This is a genomic window from Sphaerisporangium krabiense, assembly GCF_014200435.1.
GTDB lineage: Bacteria > Actinomycetota > Actinomycetes > Streptosporangiales > Streptosporangiaceae > Sphaerisporangium > Sphaerisporangium krabiense.
Map to the genome: position 1 here is coordinate 4,076,273 of NZ_JACHBR010000001.1, position 18,785 is coordinate 4,095,057.

An 18,785-nucleotide genomic window follows, 5' to 3' on the forward strand; every position below is an offset into this window, starting at 1 on the left:
GCATCATTCCGCATCACGGCCGGGCGTGACAACGTTGTCAACCCCGGTCACCCTACGGTTCAGGTGGCCTGTAAGGCGGTGCGGTGGGTGCCGGAGGTCGCCTGCAGGTCGGCCTCCACGCGCGCGGCGGTGGCGAGCAGCGGCGGCAGCAGGTCCCGGCGGGCGGACTGCATGGTGGTCCTGCTGGCGTGGGAGGAGACGTTGACGGCGGCGACCACGTGCCCGCTCCGGTCGCGGATCGGCGCGGCGATCGAGCGCAGGCCCTCCTCCAGCTCCTGGTCCACCATGGCCCAGCCCTGCGCGCGCACCCGGTCCAGCTCGGCGGTGAGGGACTCGCGCGTGGTGAGCGTGCGCCCGGTGTGCCGCTCCAGCGGGGCCTTGGCGAAGTACGCCTCCAGCTCGGCGGGCCGCAGCCAGGCCAGCAGCACGCGCCCCATCGAGGTGCAGTGCGCGGGGAAGCGGGTGCCGATGCTGATCGTCACCCGCATGATGCGGGCGGTCGGCACCCGGGCCACGTACACGATGTCCGGCACGTCCAGCACCGACACCGAGGCCGACTCGTGCACCTCGGCGACCAGCCGCTCCAGGTGGGGATGCGCGACCTCGGGCAGGGACAGGCTGGACAGGTAGGCGTAGCCGAGCTCCAGGACGCGCGGGGACAGCGCGAACAGGCGGCCGTCGGTGCGGACGTACCCCAGCGAGACCAGCGTGAGCAGGAACCGGCGGGCGGCGGCGCGCGTGAGGCCGGTCGCGCGGGCCACCTCGCTCAGCGTGAGCTCGGGGGTCGTGGCGTCGAACGCCCGGATGACCGCGAGCCCCCTGGCCAGCGACTGGACGTACTCCTCCGCCATGGTGGCCCCCTTTCGCGGTGACCGTTATACCAGTGCCACGGCCGGACCCTGTTCTTCCAGGGTTGTCCCGGGTTCTGTCACGGCCATCCCCGGTCGGCGGCGGCGAGGGGAATGAGGGGGGCGAGGCCTTCCCGCGCGCCGCGCTCCCCGTCGTGCGCCGGCCGTTCGATCGCGTCCGAGAGGGGTACGACCTCGGCCACGCCCATCTCCCCATGTTCGTGAGACGAACAAACGTCCTCATAGTGGACGCTACTGACCCGATGGGGTCGGGTCAACAGAGGTCGGTGCGGCCGTGACACGGAACGTTGACGGCATGTGATCCAAAGGCGTAGCTTGCACTGAACCGTTCTTGTGGAGAACGTTGGTTCGTTGAACGAACATTTCTCGCCTGGACAACCCCCCTTGGAGTCGCTCATGCGTCGCTCCGCTCGAATCTGTCTCGCGGTCGTCCTGCTGATATCGGCCGCGGCCTGCGGTTCCTCCGGCGACGGCCCGGCGTCCGGCGGGGGCGCCGGGAAGGCCGGAGGAAAGGACAAGGTGACCGCGGGCGTGATCGCCATCGTGGACACCGCGCCGATCCACCTGGGCAAGGCCAAAGGCTTCTTCGACAAGCAGAACATCGACCTGACGATCACGCCCGTCCAGGGAGGCGCGGCCAGCGTCTCCGGCACGGTCGGCGGCCAGTTCCAGTTCGCGTTCGGCAACGTCACGTCCCTGCTGACCGCCGCCGAGCGCGGCCTGCCCCTCAAGGTGGTCGGCAACGGCGTCTCCTCCACCGGCGAGCAGGGCAAGGACTTCAGCGCCGTGCTGGTGAAGGCCGACAGCCCCATCAAGAGCGCCAAGGACCTGGTGGGCAAGCGCGTGTCGGTCAACCAGCAGCAGAACATCGGCGACACCACGATCCGCGCCTCGGTGCGCAAGGCCGGCGGCGACCCCTCGAAGGTCGAGTTCGTCGAACTGCCCTTCCCCGACGCCCCCGCGGCGTTGCAGGCCGGTCGCGTGGACGCGATCTGGGTGGTGGAGCCGTTCCTCAGCCAGGCCGTCGCGCAGGGCGCCCGCCCGATCGCCTGGAACTTCGCCGACGCCGCGCCGAACCTCACCGTGGCCATGTACTTCACCACCACCAAGACCGACCCCGGCCTGGTCACGCGGTTCAGGGCGGCGATGGACGAGTCGCTCCGGTACGCCGACACCCATCCGGACGAGGTACGCGACATCCTCAAGACCTACACCAAGATCGATCCCGGTGTGCTGGCGAAGATGAACCTCCCCCGATGGCCCACGCAGATCAACCGCGCGTCCGTCGAGGCCGTCGCCAAGGCCGCGCTCGGCGACGGGGTCCTGAAGCGCGAGCCCAACGTCGGCGCCCTGCTGCCGGCGTCATGACGACGACGGCGGCGCGTGCCGCGTACGGCCTGGGCGGGTTCGCCTGCCTCCTCGTCGTCATGGAGGCGGCGCCCCGGCTGGGCCTGGTGGACGCGCGCTTCCTGCCGCCCGCCTCGCGGATCCTCGCCGCCCTGGCGGACGAGCTGCGCACCGCCGAGCTGTGGACCGCGCTCGCCGAGACGCTGCGCGGGTGGGCGATCGGGCTGGCCATCGCGTTCTGCGCGGCCGTGCTCGCCGGGGTGGTGATCGACGCCGTGCCCGGGCTGCGCGCCGCGTCCCACTCCACGGTCGAGTTCCTGCGCCCGATCCCCTCGGTCGCGCTCATCCCGCTGGCCACGCTGCTGTTCGGCGCGTCGCTCGGGTCCACGCTGCTGCTGGTCGTGTACGCCTCGTTCTGGCAGGTGCTGATCCAGGTGCTGTACGGCGTGGCCGACGTGGACGCGGTGGCCGACGACACCGCCCGCTCCTACGGCCTGTCGCGCTGGTCGCGCGTCCGCCACGTCGTCTGGCCGACCGCGCTGCCGTACGTCATGACCGGCCTGCGCCTGGCCGCCGCCGTGGCGTTCATCCTCGCCGTCACCGCCGAACTGGTCATCGGCGGCCCCGGGCTCGGCCTGCGCATCCAGATCGCGCAGTCCAGCGGCGCGGTGGCCTCGATGTACGCGCTGGTGGTGCTGTCCGGGCTCGTCGGCATCGCCGTCAACCTGGGCGTGCGCGTGCTGGAGCGCCGGGTGCTGGCCTGGCACCCGTCCGTGCGCGGCGAGGCGGCCCCGTGAGCGCGGTCGCGCGGTGGGCGGCGCGCGTGCTCGGCCTGCCCGTGCTGCTGGTCCTCGCCTGGTGGGGCTACAGCGCGGTGTCGCAGAGCTTCTACGTCCCCGCGCCGCCGCAGGTCGCGCGGGCCTTCGCCGACACCTGGCTCTCCGAACGCCTGGTGGACGACGCGCTGCCCAGCGTGGCCCGCCTGCTGGCCGGGTACGCGCTCGCGGCCGTCCTCGGCGTGGGGCTCGGCGTGCCGATCGGGCTGTTCCCGCGGCTGCGCGCCGCGGCCGAGCCGGTGCTGGAGTTCTTCCGCGCCGTCCCGCCGCCCGTGCTCGTCCCGCTGATCATGCTGCTCGCGGGCATCGACGACACCATGAAGGTGCTCGTCATAGTCTCGGGGTGCGTGTGGCCGATCCTGCTGAACACCGTGGAGGGGGTGCGGGCGCTGGACGAGGTGCTCTCCGACACCTGCCGCATGTACGGCATGCGGACCGCCTCGCGCCTGCGCCACCTGGTGCTGCGCGGCGCCTCCCCGCAGATCATGGCCGGGCTGCGGCAGGCCCTCTCGGTCGGCATCATCCTCATGGTGATCAGCGAGATGTTCGCCAGCAGCAGCGGCCTCGGCTTCACCATCGTGCTGTTCCAGCGCGGCTTCGCCATCCCCGAGATGTGGAGCGGCATCCTCCTGCTCGGCCTGCTCGGCTTCGGGCTGTCCGTGTTGCTGCGATGGTTCGAGCGCCGCGTCCTGTTCTGGCATGGGAGCCATCGTGCTTGAGGTCACCGGCCTGAAGAAGGTCTACGAGAGCACCGGCAAGGAGGCGGTCGGCGATCTGAGCTTCCGGCTCGACGCCGGCGAGCTCGTCTGCGTGGTCGGCCCCTCCGGGTGCGGCAAGACCACGCTGCTGCGCTGCGTCGCCGGCCTGCTCGCCCCCACGGCCGGCACGGTCCGCCTCGCCGGCGTGCCGGTCACCGGGCCGCCGGACGACATGGCCGTGGTCTTCCAGGAGTACGGCCGCAGCCTCTTCCCCTGGATGAGCGTCCGGCGGAACGTCGAGCTGCCGCTCAAGGAGAAGGGGATCCCCCGGGCGCGGCGCGCGACGCTGGTGTCCACCGCGCTCGCCGCCGTCGGGCTGGCCGACGTGGCGGGCTCCTACCCCTGGCAGCTCTCCGGCGGCATGCAGCAGCGGGTGGCCATCGCCCGCGCCATGGCCTACGAGCCCTCCGTGCTGCTCATGGACGAGCCGTTCGCCGCCGTCGACGCCCAGACCCGCGCGGAGCTGGAGGACCTGATCCTGCGCGTGCTGCCGGGCCTCGGCACCACCACGCTCTTCATCACGCACGACATCGACGAGGCCATCTACCTCGGCGACCGCGTGATCGTCCTGTCGGCCTCGCCGACCGTCGTCCTGGACGACGTCAAGGTCGACCTGCCGTCCGAGCGCGACCAGCTCGCCACCCGCGCCCTGCCTCGCTTCGCCGAGCTGCGCGGCCACGTGTACGCGCGGATCCAGCGGGCCAAGGACGGCCCCGAGAACGCCCGGTGAGCTCCTGGCCACCGGTGATGCACCATGGAAAGGGGAATCATCGTGGAACTTCTCGACCCTAAGGTCTGGTCGGGGTCGGTGTTCGGCGGCGCCTGGACCGCCTCGCGCGCCGGGGACGCCCCGGTCGTCGCGCCGGCGACGGGCGCCGAGATCGGCCGGGCGGGCCTCGCCGGGGCCGCCGACATCGCCGAGGCGGCCGCCCGCGCCGCCACCGCCCAGCGCGACTGGGCCGCCGCGTCGTTCGAGGACCGGGCGGCCGTGCTCCGCCGCGCCGGGCGCCTGTTCGAGGAGCACGCCGAAGAGATCCATTGGTGGCTCGTCCGCGAGTCGGGCGCGGTCCCCGGCAAGGCGGGCTTCGAGACCCACGTCGCCGCCCAGGAATGCTACGAGGCCGCCGCGACCGCCTCCCAGCCCATGGGCGAGATCCTCCCGACGGCCAAGAAGCGGCTCAGCCTGGCCCGCCGCGTCCCCGCCGGGGTGGTCGGCGTGATCGCGCCGTTCAACGCGCCGCTGATCCTCGGCATCCGCTCGGTCGCCCCCGCCCTGGCCCTCGGCAACGCGGTCGTGTTCAAGCCCGACCCGCGCACCGCGGTCTGCGGCGGCGTCGTCATCGCCCGCGTCTTCGAGGAGGCGGGCCTGCCCCCCGGCGTCCTGCACATGCTGCCCGGCGGCCCCGAGGCCGGCGAGGCGCTGGTCGCCGACCCCAACGTCCGCGTCATCTCGTTCACCGGCTCCACCGCCGCGGGCAGGAAGGTCGGCGAGCTCGGCGCGCGGCACCTCAAGCGCGTCCACCTGGAGCTCGGCGGCAACTCCGCGCTCATCGTCCTCGACGACGCCGACCTCGACCTCGCCGTCTCCGCCGGGGCCTGGGGCTCGTTCTTCCACCAGGGCCAGATCTGCATGACCTCCGGCCGCCACCTCGTCCACTCCTCGATCAAGGACGCCTACGTCGAGCGGCTCGCCGCCAAGGCCGACGGCATGCCGGTCGGCGACCCCGCCACCGCCGAGGTCGCGCTCGGCCCGCTCATCGACGAACGCCAGCGCGACAAGGTGCACGCGCTGGTCACCGGCAGCGTCGAGGGCGGCGCACGGCTGGCCTCGGGCGGCACCTACGAGGGCCTGTTCTACCGGCCGACCGTCCTGGACGACCTCACCACCGCCGCCCCCGCCTACGCACAGGAGGTCTTCGGCCCGGTCGCCCCGGTCATGCCGTTCTCGTCCCTGGAGGAGGCCGCGGCACTGGCCTCCGACGGCGAGTACGGCCTGTCACTCGGCATCCTCACCCGCGACCCCATGAAGGGCCTGGCCCTCTCCGACCTCATCCCGACCGGCATCGTCCACATCAACGACCAGACCGTCGACGACGAGGCCGTCGCCCCCTTCGGCGGCGTCGCCGCCTCAGGCACCGGCTCCAGATTCGGCGGCACCCACGCGAACATCGAGGCCTTCACCGAGACCCGCTGGGTCACCATGCAGGGCGACATCGCCCGCTACCCCTTCTAGGACCTCATCCCGGCCGTGAGCGAAGGCCGGAACCTGCGATTCCTTCGAGTGGTCAGGCGAACACGACCGGTGTCCACGCCGTGCCGACCCGGAGCGCGAGTTCCGGCTGGAGCTCACCCCGCGACATCGGTTATCGATGGTGATCGGCGTGTCGCGCAGCGTAACATCGCCATGTGATCGCTCTTCAGTGGTTCATGGCGGGGGTCGTCGCCTTGGCGCCTGGGGCTCCGGGGCTCGACTCGGTCGCGTATCCCCTTGTCATCGGGCATCGGGGCGCGTGCGCCTATCGGCCTGAGCACACCGTGGCCGCCTACCGGGTCGCGGTTGAGGCGGGGGCCGACTATATCGAGCCGGATCTGGTTTCCACCAAGGATCATGTGCTGGTCGTCCGGCATGAGAACGAGATCTCGCAGACCACTGATGTGGCCGCGCATCCGGAGTTCGCGGGGCGTAGGACCGGCAAGAGTGTGGACGGGCGGCGGCTCGACGGGTGGTTCACCGAGGACTTCACGTTGGCCGAACTGCGTACTCTGCGCGCGGTCGAGCGTCTGCCCGCGTTGCGGCCTGGGAGCGCCGCGTTCGGCGGTACGGGCACGATCATGACGTTCGACGAGGTCGTGGCGTTGGCGCGGCGGTCGGGGGTCGGCGTGTATCCCGAGACCAAGCATCCGGGGTACTTCGCCTCCATCGGGCTTCCCCTGGAGGAGCCCATGCTCGCCACGCTCGCGCGGTACGGGTGGACCGAGCGGACCGATCCGGTGTTCGTCCAGTCGTTCGAGACCGCGAACCTGCGGGCGCTGCGCGGGAGGACCCGGCTGCGGCTGATCCAGCTCCTGGAGGCGACCGGCGCGCCGCGCGATCTGGTCGTCGCGGGGGACTCGCGCACCTACCGGGACCTGGCTACTCCCGCGGGGCTGCGCGAGATCGCGTCCTACGCCGACGGCGTCGGCGTGCACACGAACCTGGTCGCGCCCGTGGACGCCCGCGGCGCGCTCGGGGCGCCGACGACGCTGGTCGCCGACGCGCACCGGGCGGGTCTGGACGTGCACGTCTGGACGGTCCGGCCGGAGAACGTCTACCTACCCGCGCCGTTCAGGAAGGGGGACCCGGCGGCCCCGGGGTACGCCGCCGCGCACGGCGACGTGGCCGGGTGGCTCGCGCGGCTGTACGGCCTGGGGGTCGACGGCGTGTTCGCCGACGACCCGGGCGTGGCCGTGCGAACGCGCGACGCGCTCGCACGGCCGGTTCAGACCCTCTAGACCAGGGCCTCCGCGTCGAGTTGGCGTAGTTCGTCGGCGTAGCTGACCGAGACGCGGCGCATCACGCCGTCCTCGCTGATCGAGTACTGGCCGAGGCGCCACAGCGGGGGAGAGTAGGCGTGGATCGACACGCTATGTGCCGAGTGCCCGTTGATGCGGTGGATGTGCTCGGGGCCGAACGACAGGGATTCGCCCTCCGACACCAGCGTCTCGACGTGCGTGCCGCCGATGCGCGGGTTGGACTCCTGCAGGGTGCCCGCGACCACCCGGACCGCGCCCGAGGACACGTCGTGGTCGTGCCAGCCGGTGTCGTCCTCGGGGCGCCAACAGATGAGCCAGACGTCCACGAAGGAATCGCGGTGGAGGGAGGCGTAGTGGCGGGCCTCTCCGGTGTCGCCGAACGCCACGTGGTGCGACCACAGGTCCGGCCGGGCGGCGAGTTCTTCGACGAGGTCGCGCAGTTCACGCTTGTCGAGGAATCGCTCCGGCAGGGATTCCCAGCTCATCGGGGCACGGCTCCTTTCGTGTCGAGCAGGCGGGAAGGGTTGGTGACCGCGATCGTGTGCTCGGCCGCCTCGCCGAGCAGGGTTCGCGGTGGGGACGCGTACGGCGCGTCCGAGCCGAGGACGACGACCTCGACGCCGACCGCGCGGGTGATCGCGTCGATCGCCTGGTGGCCGTAGGAGGACGTCTCCAGGAAGGCGTCCGGGTCCACGGCGCCCCGCGAGGACCCGCCCCTGGCCATGTACCGCTCCACGTGCAGGGGGGCGAGCCCGGCGAGCAGGGCGAAGCAGACGCGCAGCCGCGGGTGGCGGGGCCGTCCGAACGCGCGGAAGGCGTACCAGGCGGCGTGCATCTGCTGGACGTACGGGACGACCGCGGGCCACCAGGCGGGGCTCTCGGACGTCGAGGCGGGGCCGGGGTGGACGAACAGGGGCAGGTCCCGGTCCTCCAGCAGGTCCAGCAAGGGGGCGGCGCGGGTGTATCCGGCGGCGTCCGGCAGGGCCGTCGCCGGGAGTTGCAGGCCCGCGAACCCGGCGTCCAGGGCCTTGGCCGTCAGGACGGGGTCGGGCTCGGTGACGCAGGTGGCGGCCCAGGCGCGCAGCGACGCGGGCAGCTCCCGCGCGCCCTCGTGGAAGGCGTCGATCAGGGGCCACGCCTCCTCGGGAGGCAGGTGTTCGACGCCGAGCGGGCTGGACAGGGACACGAGCGCGAGGTCGATGCCGTGCGCGCGGTTGAACTCCAGCCGCCGGCCGGGGTCGTGGCCGCGCGGATCCACCTCGTACGGCGGCTCGCCGTCGAGGTGCAGCGTCCAGCCGTCGAGGTACGGCGGCCGTGCCCGCCGGCGCAGCGCCTCGGCGAAGCCCGGTGTCCAGATGTGCTGGTGCACGTCGATGCCCATGTCACCTCCCATAGGTCACTATATCCGACAATCCCTATCGACATTGTCGGCATTGCTCAGGAGGGGTCTGTGAACCGGTTCACTGATACGTTTCAGTGAACCGCTTCAGAAGCGCCTCGTCAACAGTCCGCCACGCGCGTATCCCCTCGCAGAGCCGCGATTGCGCCTAAGCTGAAGTGATGTCGCGATCCCAGCCCCGCAAGCGCGCGACGATCCGCGAGGTGGCCCAGGCGACCGGCCTGTCACCCGCCGCGGTGTCGTACGCGCTGCGCGGCATGCAGGTCTCGGAGGAGACCATCGAGCGGGTCCGTCAGGCCGCCGCCGAGCTGGGGTACGAGGCGGACCCGATCGCCCGCGCCCTCGCCAGCGGGCGCACCGGCATGATCGGTCTGCTGTGCGGCTCGCTGGAGGACCTGTGGCAGCAGTCCCTGGCGATCGGCATCGGCAGGGCCCTGCGCGACAAGGACCGCTACGCGCTGATCCTCGACGCGGCGGGAGACCCGGCCCGCGAGCGCGTGCTGGCCGGTCAGCTACGCGACCAGCGCGTGGACGGCATGATCGTCCAGCCTGTCGACCCCGCGGCGCCCATGTGGGCCCAGCTCGCCGAGACCGTGCCGGTCGTCGCCATCGGCGACTCGCTCGCCGGCGCCAGGACCGCAGGCGAGGTGGTCTTCGACAACCGCGCCGGCGTCACGCTGGCCCTGGAATACCTGCGCGCCCGCGGCCACCGTCGCGTCGCCGTCCTCACCCCGACCCGGCCGAGCACACCCGACCGTCCCGCCGACCTGCACGTCATCGCCGAGGCCGACCGGCTGGGCCTCGACATCACGGTCGTCAACGCGCCCCACGGGCTTCCCGCGATCACCGACACCGCCCGGACGCTGCTCGCCGCGGACTCCCGGCCCACGGCGGCGTTCTGCTTCTCCGACTTCATCGCCTACGGGGTGTACGCGGCGGCGGCCGAGGCGGGGCTGCGCGTGCCGGAGGACATCTCGGTCATGGGCTACGACGACCATCCGATGTCCGGCCTGCTCACCCCGGGCCTGACCAGCGTCAACTGGGACATCGACGGCATCGTCCGGGCCGCCGTCCGGCTGGTGGCCGCGGCGGCGGACGGGCAGCCGCGCAGGCGCCGGGTCATGCAGGCCCCCGAGCTCCGCGAGCGCGGCTCGGTGCTGAGCCGCGGCTGATCCGCCGCCCCGGGGGCCGGTTCTCCTGGTCTTCCTCAGTCGTCGTTGAGGCCGAGCAGCATGTCCAGCAGCCAGCTGATGACGCCCACGAGCAGGGCCCCGAGCAAGGCGGCCCAGAAGCCCTCGACGTGGAACGGCAGGTTGAGCTGGGTGGCGATCCAGCTTGTCAGCAGCAGGAGGCAGGCGTTCACCACCAGGGCGAACAGTCCCAGCGTGAGCACATAGAAGGCGCAGCCGATCGTCTTGATGATCGGCTTGAGTACGGCGTTGACGAGGCCGAATATGAGCGCGACGGCGACGAGGGTGCCCACCGTCCGCGTGGCGGTGGTGTCCTTCACCGTGATCCCGTCGATCAGCTGCGTGGCCGCCCAGAGGGCGCCCGCGACCACAAGGATCTTGAGGATGATCTTCACACAGCCGATGGTCCCATGGGTCGCCCGTGCCGCGATAGGGCAGGGGTGCCCGGCACCCCAGGTCGGCATCGATTTCGTGCGGACGGTGGTGATCGTCTTGTCCCGCGATCTGCATATCCCGCTGATCGTGGGGAAAGGGGTGGAAAGGGGTGATACTCAATGGATCAGGATGAATTGGAGTCGCTGTCGCCCAGGGAGCTGCACGACAGGGCGGTGCACTACGCGGTCTCGCACGGCGACTTCGGCTTCCTGTGGGACCTGCTGAAGGCCATCCCCGCCGCCGAGGCGGCGAGCGGTCACACCGACGAGGCCGCGAGCGACCTCAGCCGGGTGTCCGCGCTGCTCAGCGACGCGGTCGCCTCCGGCGAAGGCGATCTCGGCGAGGCGCTCCGCCCCGTCTACGTCGCCTACCTGTCCAAACACCCGGACGCCTGACCAGGCGTCCACCGGCTCTAGGCTCCTGCCATGGCATCGGTGAATGTTGAGCGAACAGACGGCGGCTTCGTGGCCCGCAACGCCCGCGGCGCGGAGGTCGCCATCGGCGGTGGCGACGACCAGGGGGTCTTCACCCCCGTCGAGCTCCTGCTCGCCGCGGTGGGCGGCTGCAACATCGTCACGGTGGAGCCCCTCACCGCCCAGCGCGACCACCGGCTCGTGCGCCTGGCCATGACCGTCCAGGCCGACAAGGCCGAGTCCAACCTGCTCGGCACGGTCACCATCACCTACGACGTCGAGCTTCCCGAGGGCGACGACAAGGCCGGCGAGGTGTACCGCGCGGTGGCGCGGCGGGTGCACGAGAAGTACTGCACCGTGAGCCGCACCCTCCAGGAGGGCGTCGAGGTCGCGCTCGAACTGCCTGAATAGCCGCCTGCGTTTCCGGGTCCATCCGTACCCGGTCAACCCCTGGGACTCTGACCGAATCTATACCCTGCGATGACGAGCAGCTCAGGCCCCGGTATGTAGTGTTAAGGCAGGTCACAAGGGATGCGACCGGCATCCGGCGGGGCCTGCGAGATCTTTTCTGAAAGGACGCGGTGGGGGACCGCGTCCGTCAGCGGGACCGCCCGATGCGTTTGGGGGAAGGCATCGGCGCTGGACCGTTTGAGATCGGGGCCGGGCAGGCGGGGGACTGCCCGGCCCCGACACATTTCCCCCACCTTTCACTCACCCCCGTGCCCCTCGCCGGTCCCCGCGGGCCCGGCGTGGCCGCGCTCTCGCGCCTCTCGCGCGACGACATCCCTTGGGACGTGACGACACCGTCCTCTTTACTTACCGTCTTTACCCGCCATGCCCCTGGAGGGGCCTGCGGCCGGGGTGGGTTGCCGTCAGCGGGTGTCCGAAACGAGAAGTTCCTGCACATCAGGTAGATCTTCTAATACTTTCGGGGGATAACGTTGGCTTTGTCCTGACTAAGTGGGTAAGGTCTTAACCCAAGACGGGCGGTGACCTGGTCTTCAGCCCGAAGGCCGCCGTCCGCAGTCGAGTCTCCAAGGCCGTACGAGGCCGAGGGGAGCCGGGGACCCACGTCCTTTGGGGTGAATCCGCGCCAGCGGTAGGGAGCTACTCCAAGCCCGAACCCGTCAGCTAACCCGGTAGACGTGATTGGAGAGGAGACCGAGTGGAGCACCCCACTCCGCGGAGCCCATTCCCCGGGCTACCATAAGCCCCGGATCTTCGCCGTCAGAAGCGGCGGACAAGTCGGCTCGTAGCAGCCGTCCACCGGGCGACATCTTCGCACTCGCCCTCTGTGACGTCGTGGCGAGAACGCCACAGCCCTACTTGCACCTGCTTGCACCACACGGAACGCGCCGGTACGGCGATGGGCCCATGGCCCCGCCGACCCCTAGAGACAGCGCTTTCCACCCCCGTACCGGCGCCCGGCGCGCCCGGAGTGCGGCCTTTGTCTTCTGATGAAAGATCCGATCTCCCCATGACTTCTTTCGCGGTACCCCCTACCTGGCGACCGATGTCCTGTATTCTCGGCGCCTGCCTCGCAGCCACCACCGCCTTCGGCGCCACCACCGTCGCGGCCCACGCCGACGACACCGCTCCGACGCCCGTCGCGACCGTCGAGGTCGGCAAGCCCATCCTGCTCAAGGGCTCCACCAAGGCCTCCTACTTCTGGGACGACGCCTCCGGGCGCATGGGGGACACCGGCCTCCCCGCCATCGGCAAGCCGATGCAGAAGGGCCTGTTCGCCAGCCCGAGCTGGCCGCTCGGCACCGAGGGATACGTGTTCTACAAGGGCAAGAAGGCCCCGTTCTTCATCGGCGACCGCGGCCCCGGCATCCCCTCCAACAGCGGCGTGATGCTCGACATCGACGGCAAGACCTTCGCGGAGCTGACCGGCGGCGCCTTCAGCGACACCACGCTCACCGTCAAGGGCTTCGACGCCGGCCACATCAACGTCGAGTACGTGATCACCAAGTGGGGCGACGGCGTCGGCAAGAAGAACTACCCGGTCCCGTTCTCGACCGGCGCCTGGGGCGTCCGCGACGCTAAGCCGGCGTCCCCGCCCCCCACCCCCGTCACCCTCGCCGGCCAAGGCGGCTGACGCCCCCGAGATCGCGGAGCCCCCGATCGGCGGGGCTCCCCGCGAGGCCCGGCTACGCCCGCCGCCCGATGTGCGGAGCCACGCGGGGACTGCTAAAGTCGCCGTAGCCGAATGCGCCGCTAGCTCAGTTGGTTAGAGCAGCTGACTCTTAATCAGCGGGTCCGGGGTTCGAGTCCCTGGCGGCGCACCGGAAGAAGGCCCAGGTCGTACGACCTGGGCCTTCTCATTTCCGCCGGTCATGCGATCGTTGCCAAGAGATCTGTTGGAGCCCGAGGGTCAGGTGTACCCGAAAGTCGGGTGTCTCGGGCTCCCGGAACATCGTCGGTGATCTGGCCGCCATGGAAGGGCCGCGATGGCCGTGGCGGTGCCCGGTCAGGTCGAGGTGTGCGCGTGAGAGACGAGAGAGCAGCGCAGGTGGCGCAGGGCGTCTTCGGCCCGGTTGAGAATGGCCGAGTGGATGGCCTGGAGATCCGGTCCCGGCTCGACGCCGAGGTCGCCCACCAGGACCGCGCGGGCTTGGCCGAAGGTGTCCAGCGCGCCGACCAGATCTCCGGCGAAGTAGCAGGCCCGGGCCAGTTGTCCCCACGAACGTTCTCGGTAGGGGTGGTGGGCGAGAACGGCCCGGATGTGGGGGATGAGCACGCTGTGCCGTCCCAGTTGCAGGCGGACCTCGGTGAGATCCTCCTGCGCCGCGACCCGTAGCCGGTTGTGGGCCCCCAGCCATTCCATGAGGCTGCCGGCGCCGGACACGTCAGGGCCTCCGGCCGGTCCGCGCCACAGGGCCAGTGCGGCCGACAGCTTGGCCTCCGCCTCCCGCACCTCGTTGGTCGCCAGCGCGGTCTGGCCGTCGTCGAGGAGCCGGTGGAAGACGAACAGGTCGATCTCGCTGGGGGAGATGTTGAGGCGGTAGCCGCCGCTGCCCTTGCCACCGCGGACGGAGGTGACCGTCTCGCTGCACACTCCGGCGTGACGGAGGATCTTGCGTAGGTGACTGATGTAGGTGCGGATGTTGCTCGCCGCGCCGCTCGGGACCTGGTCCCAGATCAAGGTGGCGAGCTGTTCTTGCGTGACTTCCTGCCCGACGTGCAGCGTGAGGGCTGCCAGTACGCTGCGGGCTCGATGTTCCAGGGCTTGGGTTCGCTCTTCTTCGCCATGAACGACGACGGGGCCTAAGAGGCCGATGAGCATGCTCTATTCACCCCTGTCAATATCGGTTGCGGTGTCAAAATACGCATTGTTGCCAGCACGGATGTCAGTATGAGGACAGCCGTGTGAACGCCGCAAGCGCTCGACCGGCTTGTCTACGGGGCGTACGCATCTGATTCCATACGGTCTGAGCTGCTGGTATCTGAGGCCAGGCCCATGGCCGCCCCGGCACCGAACGCCCCGGCCGCTCCCGTGAACCCCTCGCCCGGCGAATGGTCATGCGTTCGCCATGCGGATCATGAGGATGATGGTGACCGCATCGCGATCAAGGATGCGCCCTGGCATCGATGCTGATCAGGAGCGTGCTGCATGAGGTTGTTCGAGGCGGCTCCACGGGGGACGAGCGTTCCCGCCTCGCTGGCGAGCATGGGAAGGCTGGTGTCGGCCTACGGCCTGGTGTCCACGCTGAGCTGGCTGCCCGTCACCGAAGGGGAGAGTAGTTTCCCCATCTTCTCTGGATCGTTGGGCAATCCGGGCGCGGTACTGGCCGCGCACCGGGATTGGGAGCACGACCCGTCGTCCGGCAATTTCGACGGCGCGGGCGGAGCACTGGACCCGGAGATCGCCGCCCATCTGGCGGTGGCCGAATCGCTGGAGCGCTACAGCTCGTGCGCCTGGCACCCGGACGCGACGATCTGGGCCACCGCGGAGGAGCTGGGCGAGGACTGCATCCCGCCGGACGGCTGGCCGAGCCTGTCCCGGCGTGAGTACGCCGACCCCAGGTGCGGGCTGGTGCCCCCGGACCCGAGGATTCCGCTGCGCTGGGTGGAGGCGTACTCCCTGACCAGGGGCCGCAAGGTGTACGTCCCCGCGTCGCAGGTGTATTTGAAGTACCCGCCGGAGTCGGCCGCCGAGCGCCACGTCCACCCGATCTCGACCGGGTGCGCCGCCCACTCCGAGCCGATCGCCGCGGTGGTCAACGGACTGCTGGAGGTGGTGGAGCGCGATTCGATCTCCCTCACCTGGCTGCAGCGGCTGCGCCTGCCCCGCCTGGAGTTCGACCTCGGCGAACTGGCCCCGGAGCACCGGGCGTTCGCCGAGCGCGCCGCGAACCACAACACCCGGGCCGTGATGTTCGACGCGACCACCGACCTCGGCATCCCGGTGATCTACGGGCTGGTGCTGGCCGACCACGATCCGGTGATCGCCCAGACGGTGGTGGCCACCTGCGATGTCGACCCGGGCCGGGCCATCGCCAAGTGGTACAGGGAGGCGGCCTCGCTGCGGATCGCGCTGCGGGCGCTGGCGGGTGACGAGAGGAATCCGAACGTGGCCCCGGAGGACACGCTGAGCGTGACCGGGGGCGCCCTGCTGGCCGGCTCGCCGGACAAGCGGCATCTGTTCGACTTCCTGCTGGAGGGGGATCGGCCGGTCCACCGCCTGGCCGACCTGCCCACTCCGCCCGCCGGGGCCGGCGACCGCCAGGTGCTGGCCTGGCTGCTCGAACGGTTGCACGCCGCGGGCTGCGAGGTGGTGGTGGCCGACATCACCACCGACGAGGCCCGCCAGGTCGGGGCGCACGTGGTGCGGGTGATGGTGCCGCAGGCGATGCCGCTGAGCTTCATGCACCGTGCCCGCTACCTGGGACACCCGCGCCTGTACGAGGCTCCCGCGGCGATGGGCCACCCGGTGCACGCCGAGGCCGACGTCAACCCCCACCCCCAGCCGTTCGCCTGATCGACCGCGTAAGGAGAGCCGTATGCCGCCTGACCTGCGTCGCCATGCCCTGATCCTCGCCTCCGGCCCGTTCGGGCACGCGGTCGCCGACCGGCTGCGCTCGAGAGAACTGCCGGAACTGGACGAGGTGACGGTGCAGCCGGCCGACCACGGCACGCATCCCAGCCTGTGGCCCCGCGCCGACCTGCTGGTCTTCGCCACCTCACACGAGCGGCCGCGCGTCAGCGAGGCGATCGACGAGAAGGCGTTCATCTGGCGCCTGCCGTGGCTGGAGATCTGCGCCGAGCCGACCGAGGTGAGGGTCGGCCCGGTGGTCACCCCCGGCCGTACCGCCTGCCACCGGTGTTTCGTCAACCGGCGTCACCAGCACCGGCGCTCGATCTTCACCCCGGCCGCCGGCGACGAGCATCCGACCGGGTTCGCCGCCCACCATGTCGGGATCACCGCGGCTCTGGCCCGTCAGGCGATCGCCGAGGCTCTGGACGGCCCGGCCGGGGGCGCGATCGGGGGCACGGTGCGCCGCCTGAACCTGGTCACCGGCGCCTTGGGCTCGTCCGCCGTCGTGGCGGGGGACCGCTGCCCCCGCTGCAGAGGAACGTCGGACAGCGAGGAACTGTGGCGCGAGCTCGCCGAGGCGACGCGGGCGGCCACCGGAAGGGCGGGTGCGTGATGGCGGACGATGTTCTGACGGCCGAGCGGATCGGCGCCGTCGCGAAGTGGGACCCCCAACTGCGCATCCCGGTCAGACCCCGGGTCCGGCGCGGCCTGGTGATCGCGGTCGGGGCCGGCGAGGTGGCCGTGGAGGGAGGCCCGAAGCGGCAGCTCTTCCGCGGGGCCTCGGCGACCGAGTTCCTGCCCAGGCTGCTGGAGGCGTGTACCGGCGAGCGGTCGCATGCCCGGCTGGCCGAGGAGCTGGAGGTCCCCGAGGAGATCGTCTTCAAGGCGCTGTCGCTGCTGTGGACGTGCGGCGTGGTGGAGGAGGCCGCTCCGGAGACGCCCCTTTCCGCGCCGGTGCCTGATCCCTTGGCGGACGTGCTGTCGCGGCTGGGCGATTCGACCGGCGCCAACCCGGCGTGGGAGCAGGCCGTGGCGCGGCTGCGGTCGGCGCGGGTGGAGGCGTTCGGCGACCCCGAGCTGATCCGCCTGCTGGACGCCGAGTTGTCGGACTCGCTGACGATCCAGCCTGCCGCCGACGTCGTGCCGAGGGCGGACACCACGTTCGTGGTCAGCCTGGGCATGGCCGGCCGCGAACTGGCCGAGCACTGTTGGGACAAGAACATCCCCCTGCTCCGGCTGCGCCTGTCCGGCCGCCGGGCGATCCTCGGCCCGCTCACCCAGCCGGGCCTCAGCCCGTGCCTCGACTGCCAGGCCGCCGAGGACGGGCTGGACGAGCGGGACGCGACGGCGGCGGACGCCGGGCTGGCGGTGGCGCTGTTCGCCCGCGAGCTGTTCGCGCTCATCTCGCGGGCCGTCCCCTCGACGCTGCCGATCCGGTGGCGCTCGGTCGACCTGGAGACCCTCGGCCACGCGGAGTTGTCGGCGGCGACCAGGCCGGGCTGCCCCCGCTGCTCGATCGCCGGTGGCCCGGCGGCGGAGCGGGCGTCGCTCGCGGCACGCTACGAGGCGGCGGTGAGCCTTCCACCGAAGGCGTTCGCCGACATCAAGGCCCACCAGATGCATTACAAGCCGTCGAACATCGCCCTGCAGAGCAGGTCGAAGACCTGGCCGGTCGCGCCGTGCGTCGCCCTGCCCGTGCCGCGACCCGAACGGCTGGCCGACCCCACCCCCTCCGGGAAGATCACCGGGGAGGAAACGGCGCTGTTGCTCGCCACGGTCGCGGGAATCCAGGGCGTCAACGATCAAAGGGTGCAGCGGTGGACCGCCTCGGGCGGCAACATCGGCTCGGTCACCGCCTACGCGGCGGTGCGGGACGTGCCGGGGATCGAGCCGGGCCTCTACGGCTACGTCCTGTCGGAGCAGCGGCTGGCGTGGCTGTCGCCCGAGGTCGGCGCGGTGGGCGGGGACGCGCCGTTGACGATGGTGCTGACCGGCGACTTCGCCAAGGTCGCCCAGAAGTACGGCCCCTTCGCGCTCCGCATCGTGCTCCTGGACTCCGGCTGCGCGCAGGCGACCGCCCGCGAGGTGGGCGGGGCTCTCGGCCTGCGCCTGGACTTCCGGCTCCACTGGGATGACGCCTCGATCGGCCATGCCCTGAACGTCAGGCCCGACAGCGAGCCGATCACGGCCGTGATCGACTTCTCGACCCCGATCGGAGGCGCCCGGTGAGCGGACCGCTGGACCTGGCGACCGAACTGATGACCTCCTTCTCCGCGCCGCCGCCCGCGCGGGCCGGCCAGGTGCGCCGCGACAGGCCGGACCGGGCCGGCCTGGGAGACACGATCACCTTCCCGGTGACCGGCCACCCCCGCTCGGACCTGCTGAGCACGCTACGGCGGCGCCACTCCACCCGGTTCTACTCCGGCGAGGCGGTCGACGCCCGCCTGCTGGCCGACGTGCTCGCCCGCGGCCTGGTCGACGACGCCGACTCCTGGGCCGCCGAGCACGAGTGCTGCCCGTTGAGCCTCGACGTCGTCGCCTTCCGGGTGGACGGGCTGGAGAGCGGCATGTACGCCCTGGATCCGCTCGCCTTGTCCTTCACCGCCCTGGCGCCGCTGCCCCCGCGGGAGGCGCTGCGCGACATGACGATCCAGAGCGAGTTCTGCGACTCGGCCGCGATCATCACCGTCACCGGTGACCTGGAGCACGCGGCCGAGACGCACGGCGGGCACGGCTACCGGATGCTGATGACCCGTGCCGGAGCCGCCGCCTACGCGGCGTGGCTGGAGGCGGTCGCCTGCGGCCTGGTCGGCACGGTGTTCGCCGGGTTCATCCCCTCCTCCGTGCGCGTTCCGCTGCACTGCGACGGGTCCTCCCGCCACCAGCTGTTCGCCCTGGCCCTCGGTACTCCGGCCGGGGCGAACCCCGAGATCGGCGCCGGCGGAACGGCCGCCGGCCACGACGCCTCTGAAAGGAGGTGACAC

The 18,785-nt window shown here is 71.3% G+C and carries 20 protein-coding genes, 1 tRNA gene and 1 riboswitch; of the genes, 15 read left to right on the top strand and 6 right to left on the bottom strand.

Annotation, left to right across the window (positions count from 1 at the left end):
• Positions 1-59: 59 nt before the first annotated feature.
• Positions 60-851, bottom strand: a complete 792-nt coding sequence (locus BJ981_RS18040) for an IclR family transcriptional regulator (RefSeq protein WP_184612489.1) — start codon at positions 849-851, stop codon at positions 60-62.
• A 77-nt stretch (positions 852-928) separates the two neighbouring features.
• Positions 929-1,051: a hypothetical protein gene (locus BJ981_RS38255; protein ID WP_260324660.1), complete on the bottom strand. Its 123-nt coding sequence runs from the start codon at positions 1,049-1,051 to the stop codon at positions 929-931.
• Between the two features lie 214 nt (positions 1,052-1,265).
• Between BJ981_RS38255 and BJ981_RS18045 the strand changes: the two genes are divergently transcribed.
• The 6 genes from BJ981_RS18045 to BJ981_RS18070 all read left to right on the top strand — a co-directional run bounded on the left by BJ981_RS18045 (position 1,266) and on the right by BJ981_RS18070 (position 7,302).
• Positions 1,266-2,237, top strand: coding sequence for an ABC transporter substrate-binding protein (locus tag BJ981_RS18045; protein WP_184612490.1), 972 nt, complete (start codon positions 1,266-1,268; stop codon positions 2,235-2,237).
• Positions 2,234-3,013 carry an ABC transporter permease gene (locus BJ981_RS18050; protein WP_184612491.1) on the top strand — a complete coding sequence of 260 codons (780 nt, stop codon included), beginning with the start codon at positions 2,234-2,236 and terminating at the stop codon, positions 3,011-3,013. Before BJ981_RS18045 ends, BJ981_RS18050 begins: the two co-directional genes overlap by 4 nt.
• Positions 3,010-3,771, top strand: coding sequence for an ABC transporter permease (locus BJ981_RS18055; RefSeq protein WP_204070225.1), 762 nt, complete (start codon positions 3,010-3,012; stop codon positions 3,769-3,771). The genes BJ981_RS18050 and BJ981_RS18055 overlap by 4 nt, the downstream gene beginning before the upstream one ends.
• Positions 3,752-4,540: an ABC transporter ATP-binding protein gene (locus BJ981_RS18060; RefSeq protein WP_184612492.1), complete on the top strand. Its 789-nt coding sequence runs from the start codon at positions 3,752-3,754 to the stop codon at positions 4,538-4,540. The genes BJ981_RS18055 and BJ981_RS18060 overlap by 20 nt, the downstream gene beginning before the upstream one ends.
• Before the next feature lie 24 nt (positions 4,541-4,564).
• Positions 4,565-6,043 (top strand): benzaldehyde dehydrogenase, encoded by a 1,479-nt coding sequence (locus tag BJ981_RS18065; protein WP_204070226.1) that lies wholly within the window; start codon positions 4,565-4,567, stop codon positions 6,041-6,043.
• Positions 6,044-6,216: 173 nt separating this feature from the next.
• A complete protein-coding gene (locus BJ981_RS18070; protein ID WP_239139213.1) occupies positions 6,217-7,302 on the top strand; it encodes a glycerophosphodiester phosphodiesterase in 1,086 nt (361 codons plus the stop codon).
• Here BJ981_RS18070 and BJ981_RS18075 read toward each other — a convergent pair.
• Both BJ981_RS18075 and BJ981_RS18080 read right to left on the bottom strand, forming a co-directional pair.
• Entirely contained in the window at positions 7,299-7,808 is a 510-nt protein-coding gene (locus tag BJ981_RS18075) for a cysteine dioxygenase (RefSeq protein ID WP_184612494.1), read from the bottom strand. The genes BJ981_RS18070 and BJ981_RS18075 overlap by 4 nt on opposite strands.
• Positions 7,805-8,704: an amidohydrolase family protein gene (locus BJ981_RS18080; RefSeq protein WP_184612495.1), complete on the bottom strand. Its 900-nt coding sequence runs from the start codon at positions 8,702-8,704 to the stop codon at positions 7,805-7,807. Before BJ981_RS18080 ends, BJ981_RS18075 begins: the two co-directional genes overlap by 4 nt.
• A gap of 179 nt (positions 8,705-8,883) precedes the next feature.
• Here BJ981_RS18080 and BJ981_RS18085 point away from each other — a divergent pair, with 179 nt between their 5' ends.
• On the top strand, positions 8,884-9,894 hold the full coding sequence (locus tag BJ981_RS18085; protein ID WP_184612496.1) for a LacI family DNA-binding transcriptional regulator: 1,011 nt from the start codon (positions 8,884-8,886) through the stop codon (positions 9,892-9,894).
• A gap of 35 nt (positions 9,895-9,929) precedes the next feature.
• On the opposite strand, the gene BJ981_RS18090 is transcribed toward BJ981_RS18085, so the two are convergent.
• On the bottom strand, positions 9,930-10,307 hold the full coding sequence (locus BJ981_RS18090) for a phage holin family protein (RefSeq protein ID WP_184612497.1): 378 nt from the start codon (positions 10,305-10,307) through the stop codon (positions 9,930-9,932).
• A 159-nt stretch (positions 10,308-10,466) separates the two neighbouring features.
• Here BJ981_RS18090 and BJ981_RS18095 point away from each other — a divergent pair, with 159 nt between their 5' ends.
• From BJ981_RS18095 to BJ981_RS18110, 4 genes are all read left to right on the top strand, one after another.
• Positions 10,467-10,742, top strand: coding sequence for a hypothetical protein (locus BJ981_RS18095; RefSeq protein ID WP_184612498.1), 276 nt, complete (start codon positions 10,467-10,469; stop codon positions 10,740-10,742).
• A gap of 30 nt (positions 10,743-10,772) precedes the next feature.
• Positions 10,773-11,171, top strand: a complete 399-nt coding sequence (locus BJ981_RS18100; protein ID WP_184612499.1) for an OsmC family protein — start codon at positions 10,773-10,775, stop codon at positions 11,169-11,171.
• Between the two features lie 620 nt (positions 11,172-11,791).
• Positions 11,792-11,922, top strand: a riboswitch (cyclic di-AMP (ydaO/yuaA leader).
• 351 nt (positions 11,923-12,273) lie between these two features.
• Positions 12,274-12,861, top strand: a complete 588-nt coding sequence (locus BJ981_RS39220; RefSeq protein WP_307837817.1) for a hypothetical protein — start codon at positions 12,274-12,276, stop codon at positions 12,859-12,861.
• A 113-nt stretch (positions 12,862-12,974) separates the two neighbouring features.
• Positions 12,975-13,048, top strand: a tRNA-Lys gene (locus tag BJ981_RS18110).
• A gap of 185 nt (positions 13,049-13,233) precedes the next feature.
• Here the strand turns inward: BJ981_RS18110 and BJ981_RS18115 are convergent.
• On the bottom strand, positions 13,234-14,049 hold the full coding sequence (locus BJ981_RS18115) for an AfsR/SARP family transcriptional regulator (RefSeq protein WP_184612500.1): 816 nt from the start codon (positions 14,047-14,049) through the stop codon (positions 13,234-13,236).
• Positions 14,050-14,376: 327 nt separating this feature from the next.
• Between BJ981_RS18115 and BJ981_RS18120 the strand changes: the two genes are divergently transcribed.
• From BJ981_RS18120 to BJ981_RS18135, 4 genes are read left to right on the top strand one after another with little or no spacing between them, the layout of a single operon-like run.
• A complete protein-coding gene (locus tag BJ981_RS18120; RefSeq protein ID WP_184612501.1) occupies positions 14,377-15,744 on the top strand; it encodes a YcaO-like family protein in 1,368 nt (455 codons plus the stop codon).
• 22 nt (positions 15,745-15,766) lie between these two features.
• Positions 15,767-16,414, top strand: a complete 648-nt coding sequence (locus tag BJ981_RS18125) for a TOMM precursor leader peptide-binding protein (protein WP_184612502.1) — start codon at positions 15,767-15,769, stop codon at positions 16,412-16,414.
• Positions 16,414-18,030 carry a tpaE gene (locus BJ981_RS18130; RefSeq protein ID WP_184612503.1) on the top strand — a complete coding sequence of 539 codons (1,617 nt, stop codon included), beginning with the start codon at positions 16,414-16,416 and terminating at the stop codon, positions 18,028-18,030. The genes BJ981_RS18125 and BJ981_RS18130 overlap by 1 nt, the downstream gene beginning before the upstream one ends.
• Positions 18,027-18,782, top strand: coding sequence for a nitroreductase family protein (locus BJ981_RS18135; RefSeq protein ID WP_184612504.1), 756 nt, complete (start codon positions 18,027-18,029; stop codon positions 18,780-18,782). The genes BJ981_RS18130 and BJ981_RS18135 overlap by 4 nt, the downstream gene beginning before the upstream one ends.
• Positions 18,783-18,785 lie beyond the last annotated feature (3 nt).

What these genes read in the sequence shown, in the direction of transcription:
- BJ981_RS18120 (WP_184612501.1), top strand. Translation starts at nt 14,377, where the DNA reads ATGAGGTTGTTCGAGGCGGCTCCACGGGGGACGAGCGTTCCCGCCTCG.
- BJ981_RS18130 (WP_184612503.1), top strand. Translation starts at nt 16,414, where the DNA reads ATGGCGGACGATGTTCTGACGGCCGAGCGGATCGGCGCCGTCGCGAAG.
- BJ981_RS18095 (WP_184612498.1), top strand. Translation starts at nt 10,467, where the DNA reads ATGGATCAGGATGAATTGGAGTCGCTGTCGCCCAGGGAGCTGCACGAC.
- BJ981_RS18040 (WP_184612489.1), bottom strand. Translation starts at nt 851, where the DNA reads ATGGCGGAGGAGTACGTCCAGTCGCTGGCCAGGGGGCTCGCGGTCATC.
- BJ981_RS18060 (WP_184612492.1), top strand. Translation starts at nt 3,752, where the DNA reads ATGGGAGCCATCGTGCTTGAGGTCACCGGCCTGAAGAAGGTCTACGAG.
- BJ981_RS18100 (WP_184612499.1), top strand. Translation starts at nt 10,773, where the DNA reads ATGGCATCGGTGAATGTTGAGCGAACAGACGGCGGCTTCGTGGCCCGC.
- BJ981_RS18080 (WP_184612495.1), bottom strand. Translation starts at nt 8,704, where the DNA reads ATGGGCATCGACGTGCACCAGCACATCTGGACACCGGGCTTCGCCGAG.
- BJ981_RS39220 (WP_307837817.1), top strand. Translation starts at nt 12,274, where the DNA reads ATGTCCTGTATTCTCGGCGCCTGCCTCGCAGCCACCACCGCCTTCGGC.
- BJ981_RS18115 (WP_184612500.1), bottom strand. Translation starts at nt 14,049, where the DNA reads ATGCTCATCGGCCTCTTAGGCCCCGTCGTCGTTCATGGCGAAGAAGAG.
- BJ981_RS18125 (WP_184612502.1), top strand. Translation starts at nt 15,767, where the DNA reads ATGCCGCCTGACCTGCGTCGCCATGCCCTGATCCTCGCCTCCGGCCCG.
- BJ981_RS18050 (WP_184612491.1), top strand. Translation starts at nt 2,234, where the DNA reads ATGACGACGACGGCGGCGCGTGCCGCGTACGGCCTGGGCGGGTTCGCC.
- BJ981_RS18085 (WP_184612496.1), top strand. Translation starts at nt 8,884, where the DNA reads ATGTCGCGATCCCAGCCCCGCAAGCGCGCGACGATCCGCGAGGTGGCC.
- BJ981_RS18065 (WP_204070226.1), top strand. Translation starts at nt 4,565, where the DNA reads ATGGAAAGGGGAATCATCGTGGAACTTCTCGACCCTAAGGTCTGGTCG.
- BJ981_RS18045 (WP_184612490.1), top strand. Translation starts at nt 1,266, where the DNA reads ATGCGTCGCTCCGCTCGAATCTGTCTCGCGGTCGTCCTGCTGATATCG.
- BJ981_RS18075 (WP_184612494.1), bottom strand. Translation starts at nt 7,808, where the DNA reads ATGAGCTGGGAATCCCTGCCGGAGCGATTCCTCGACAAGCGTGAACTG.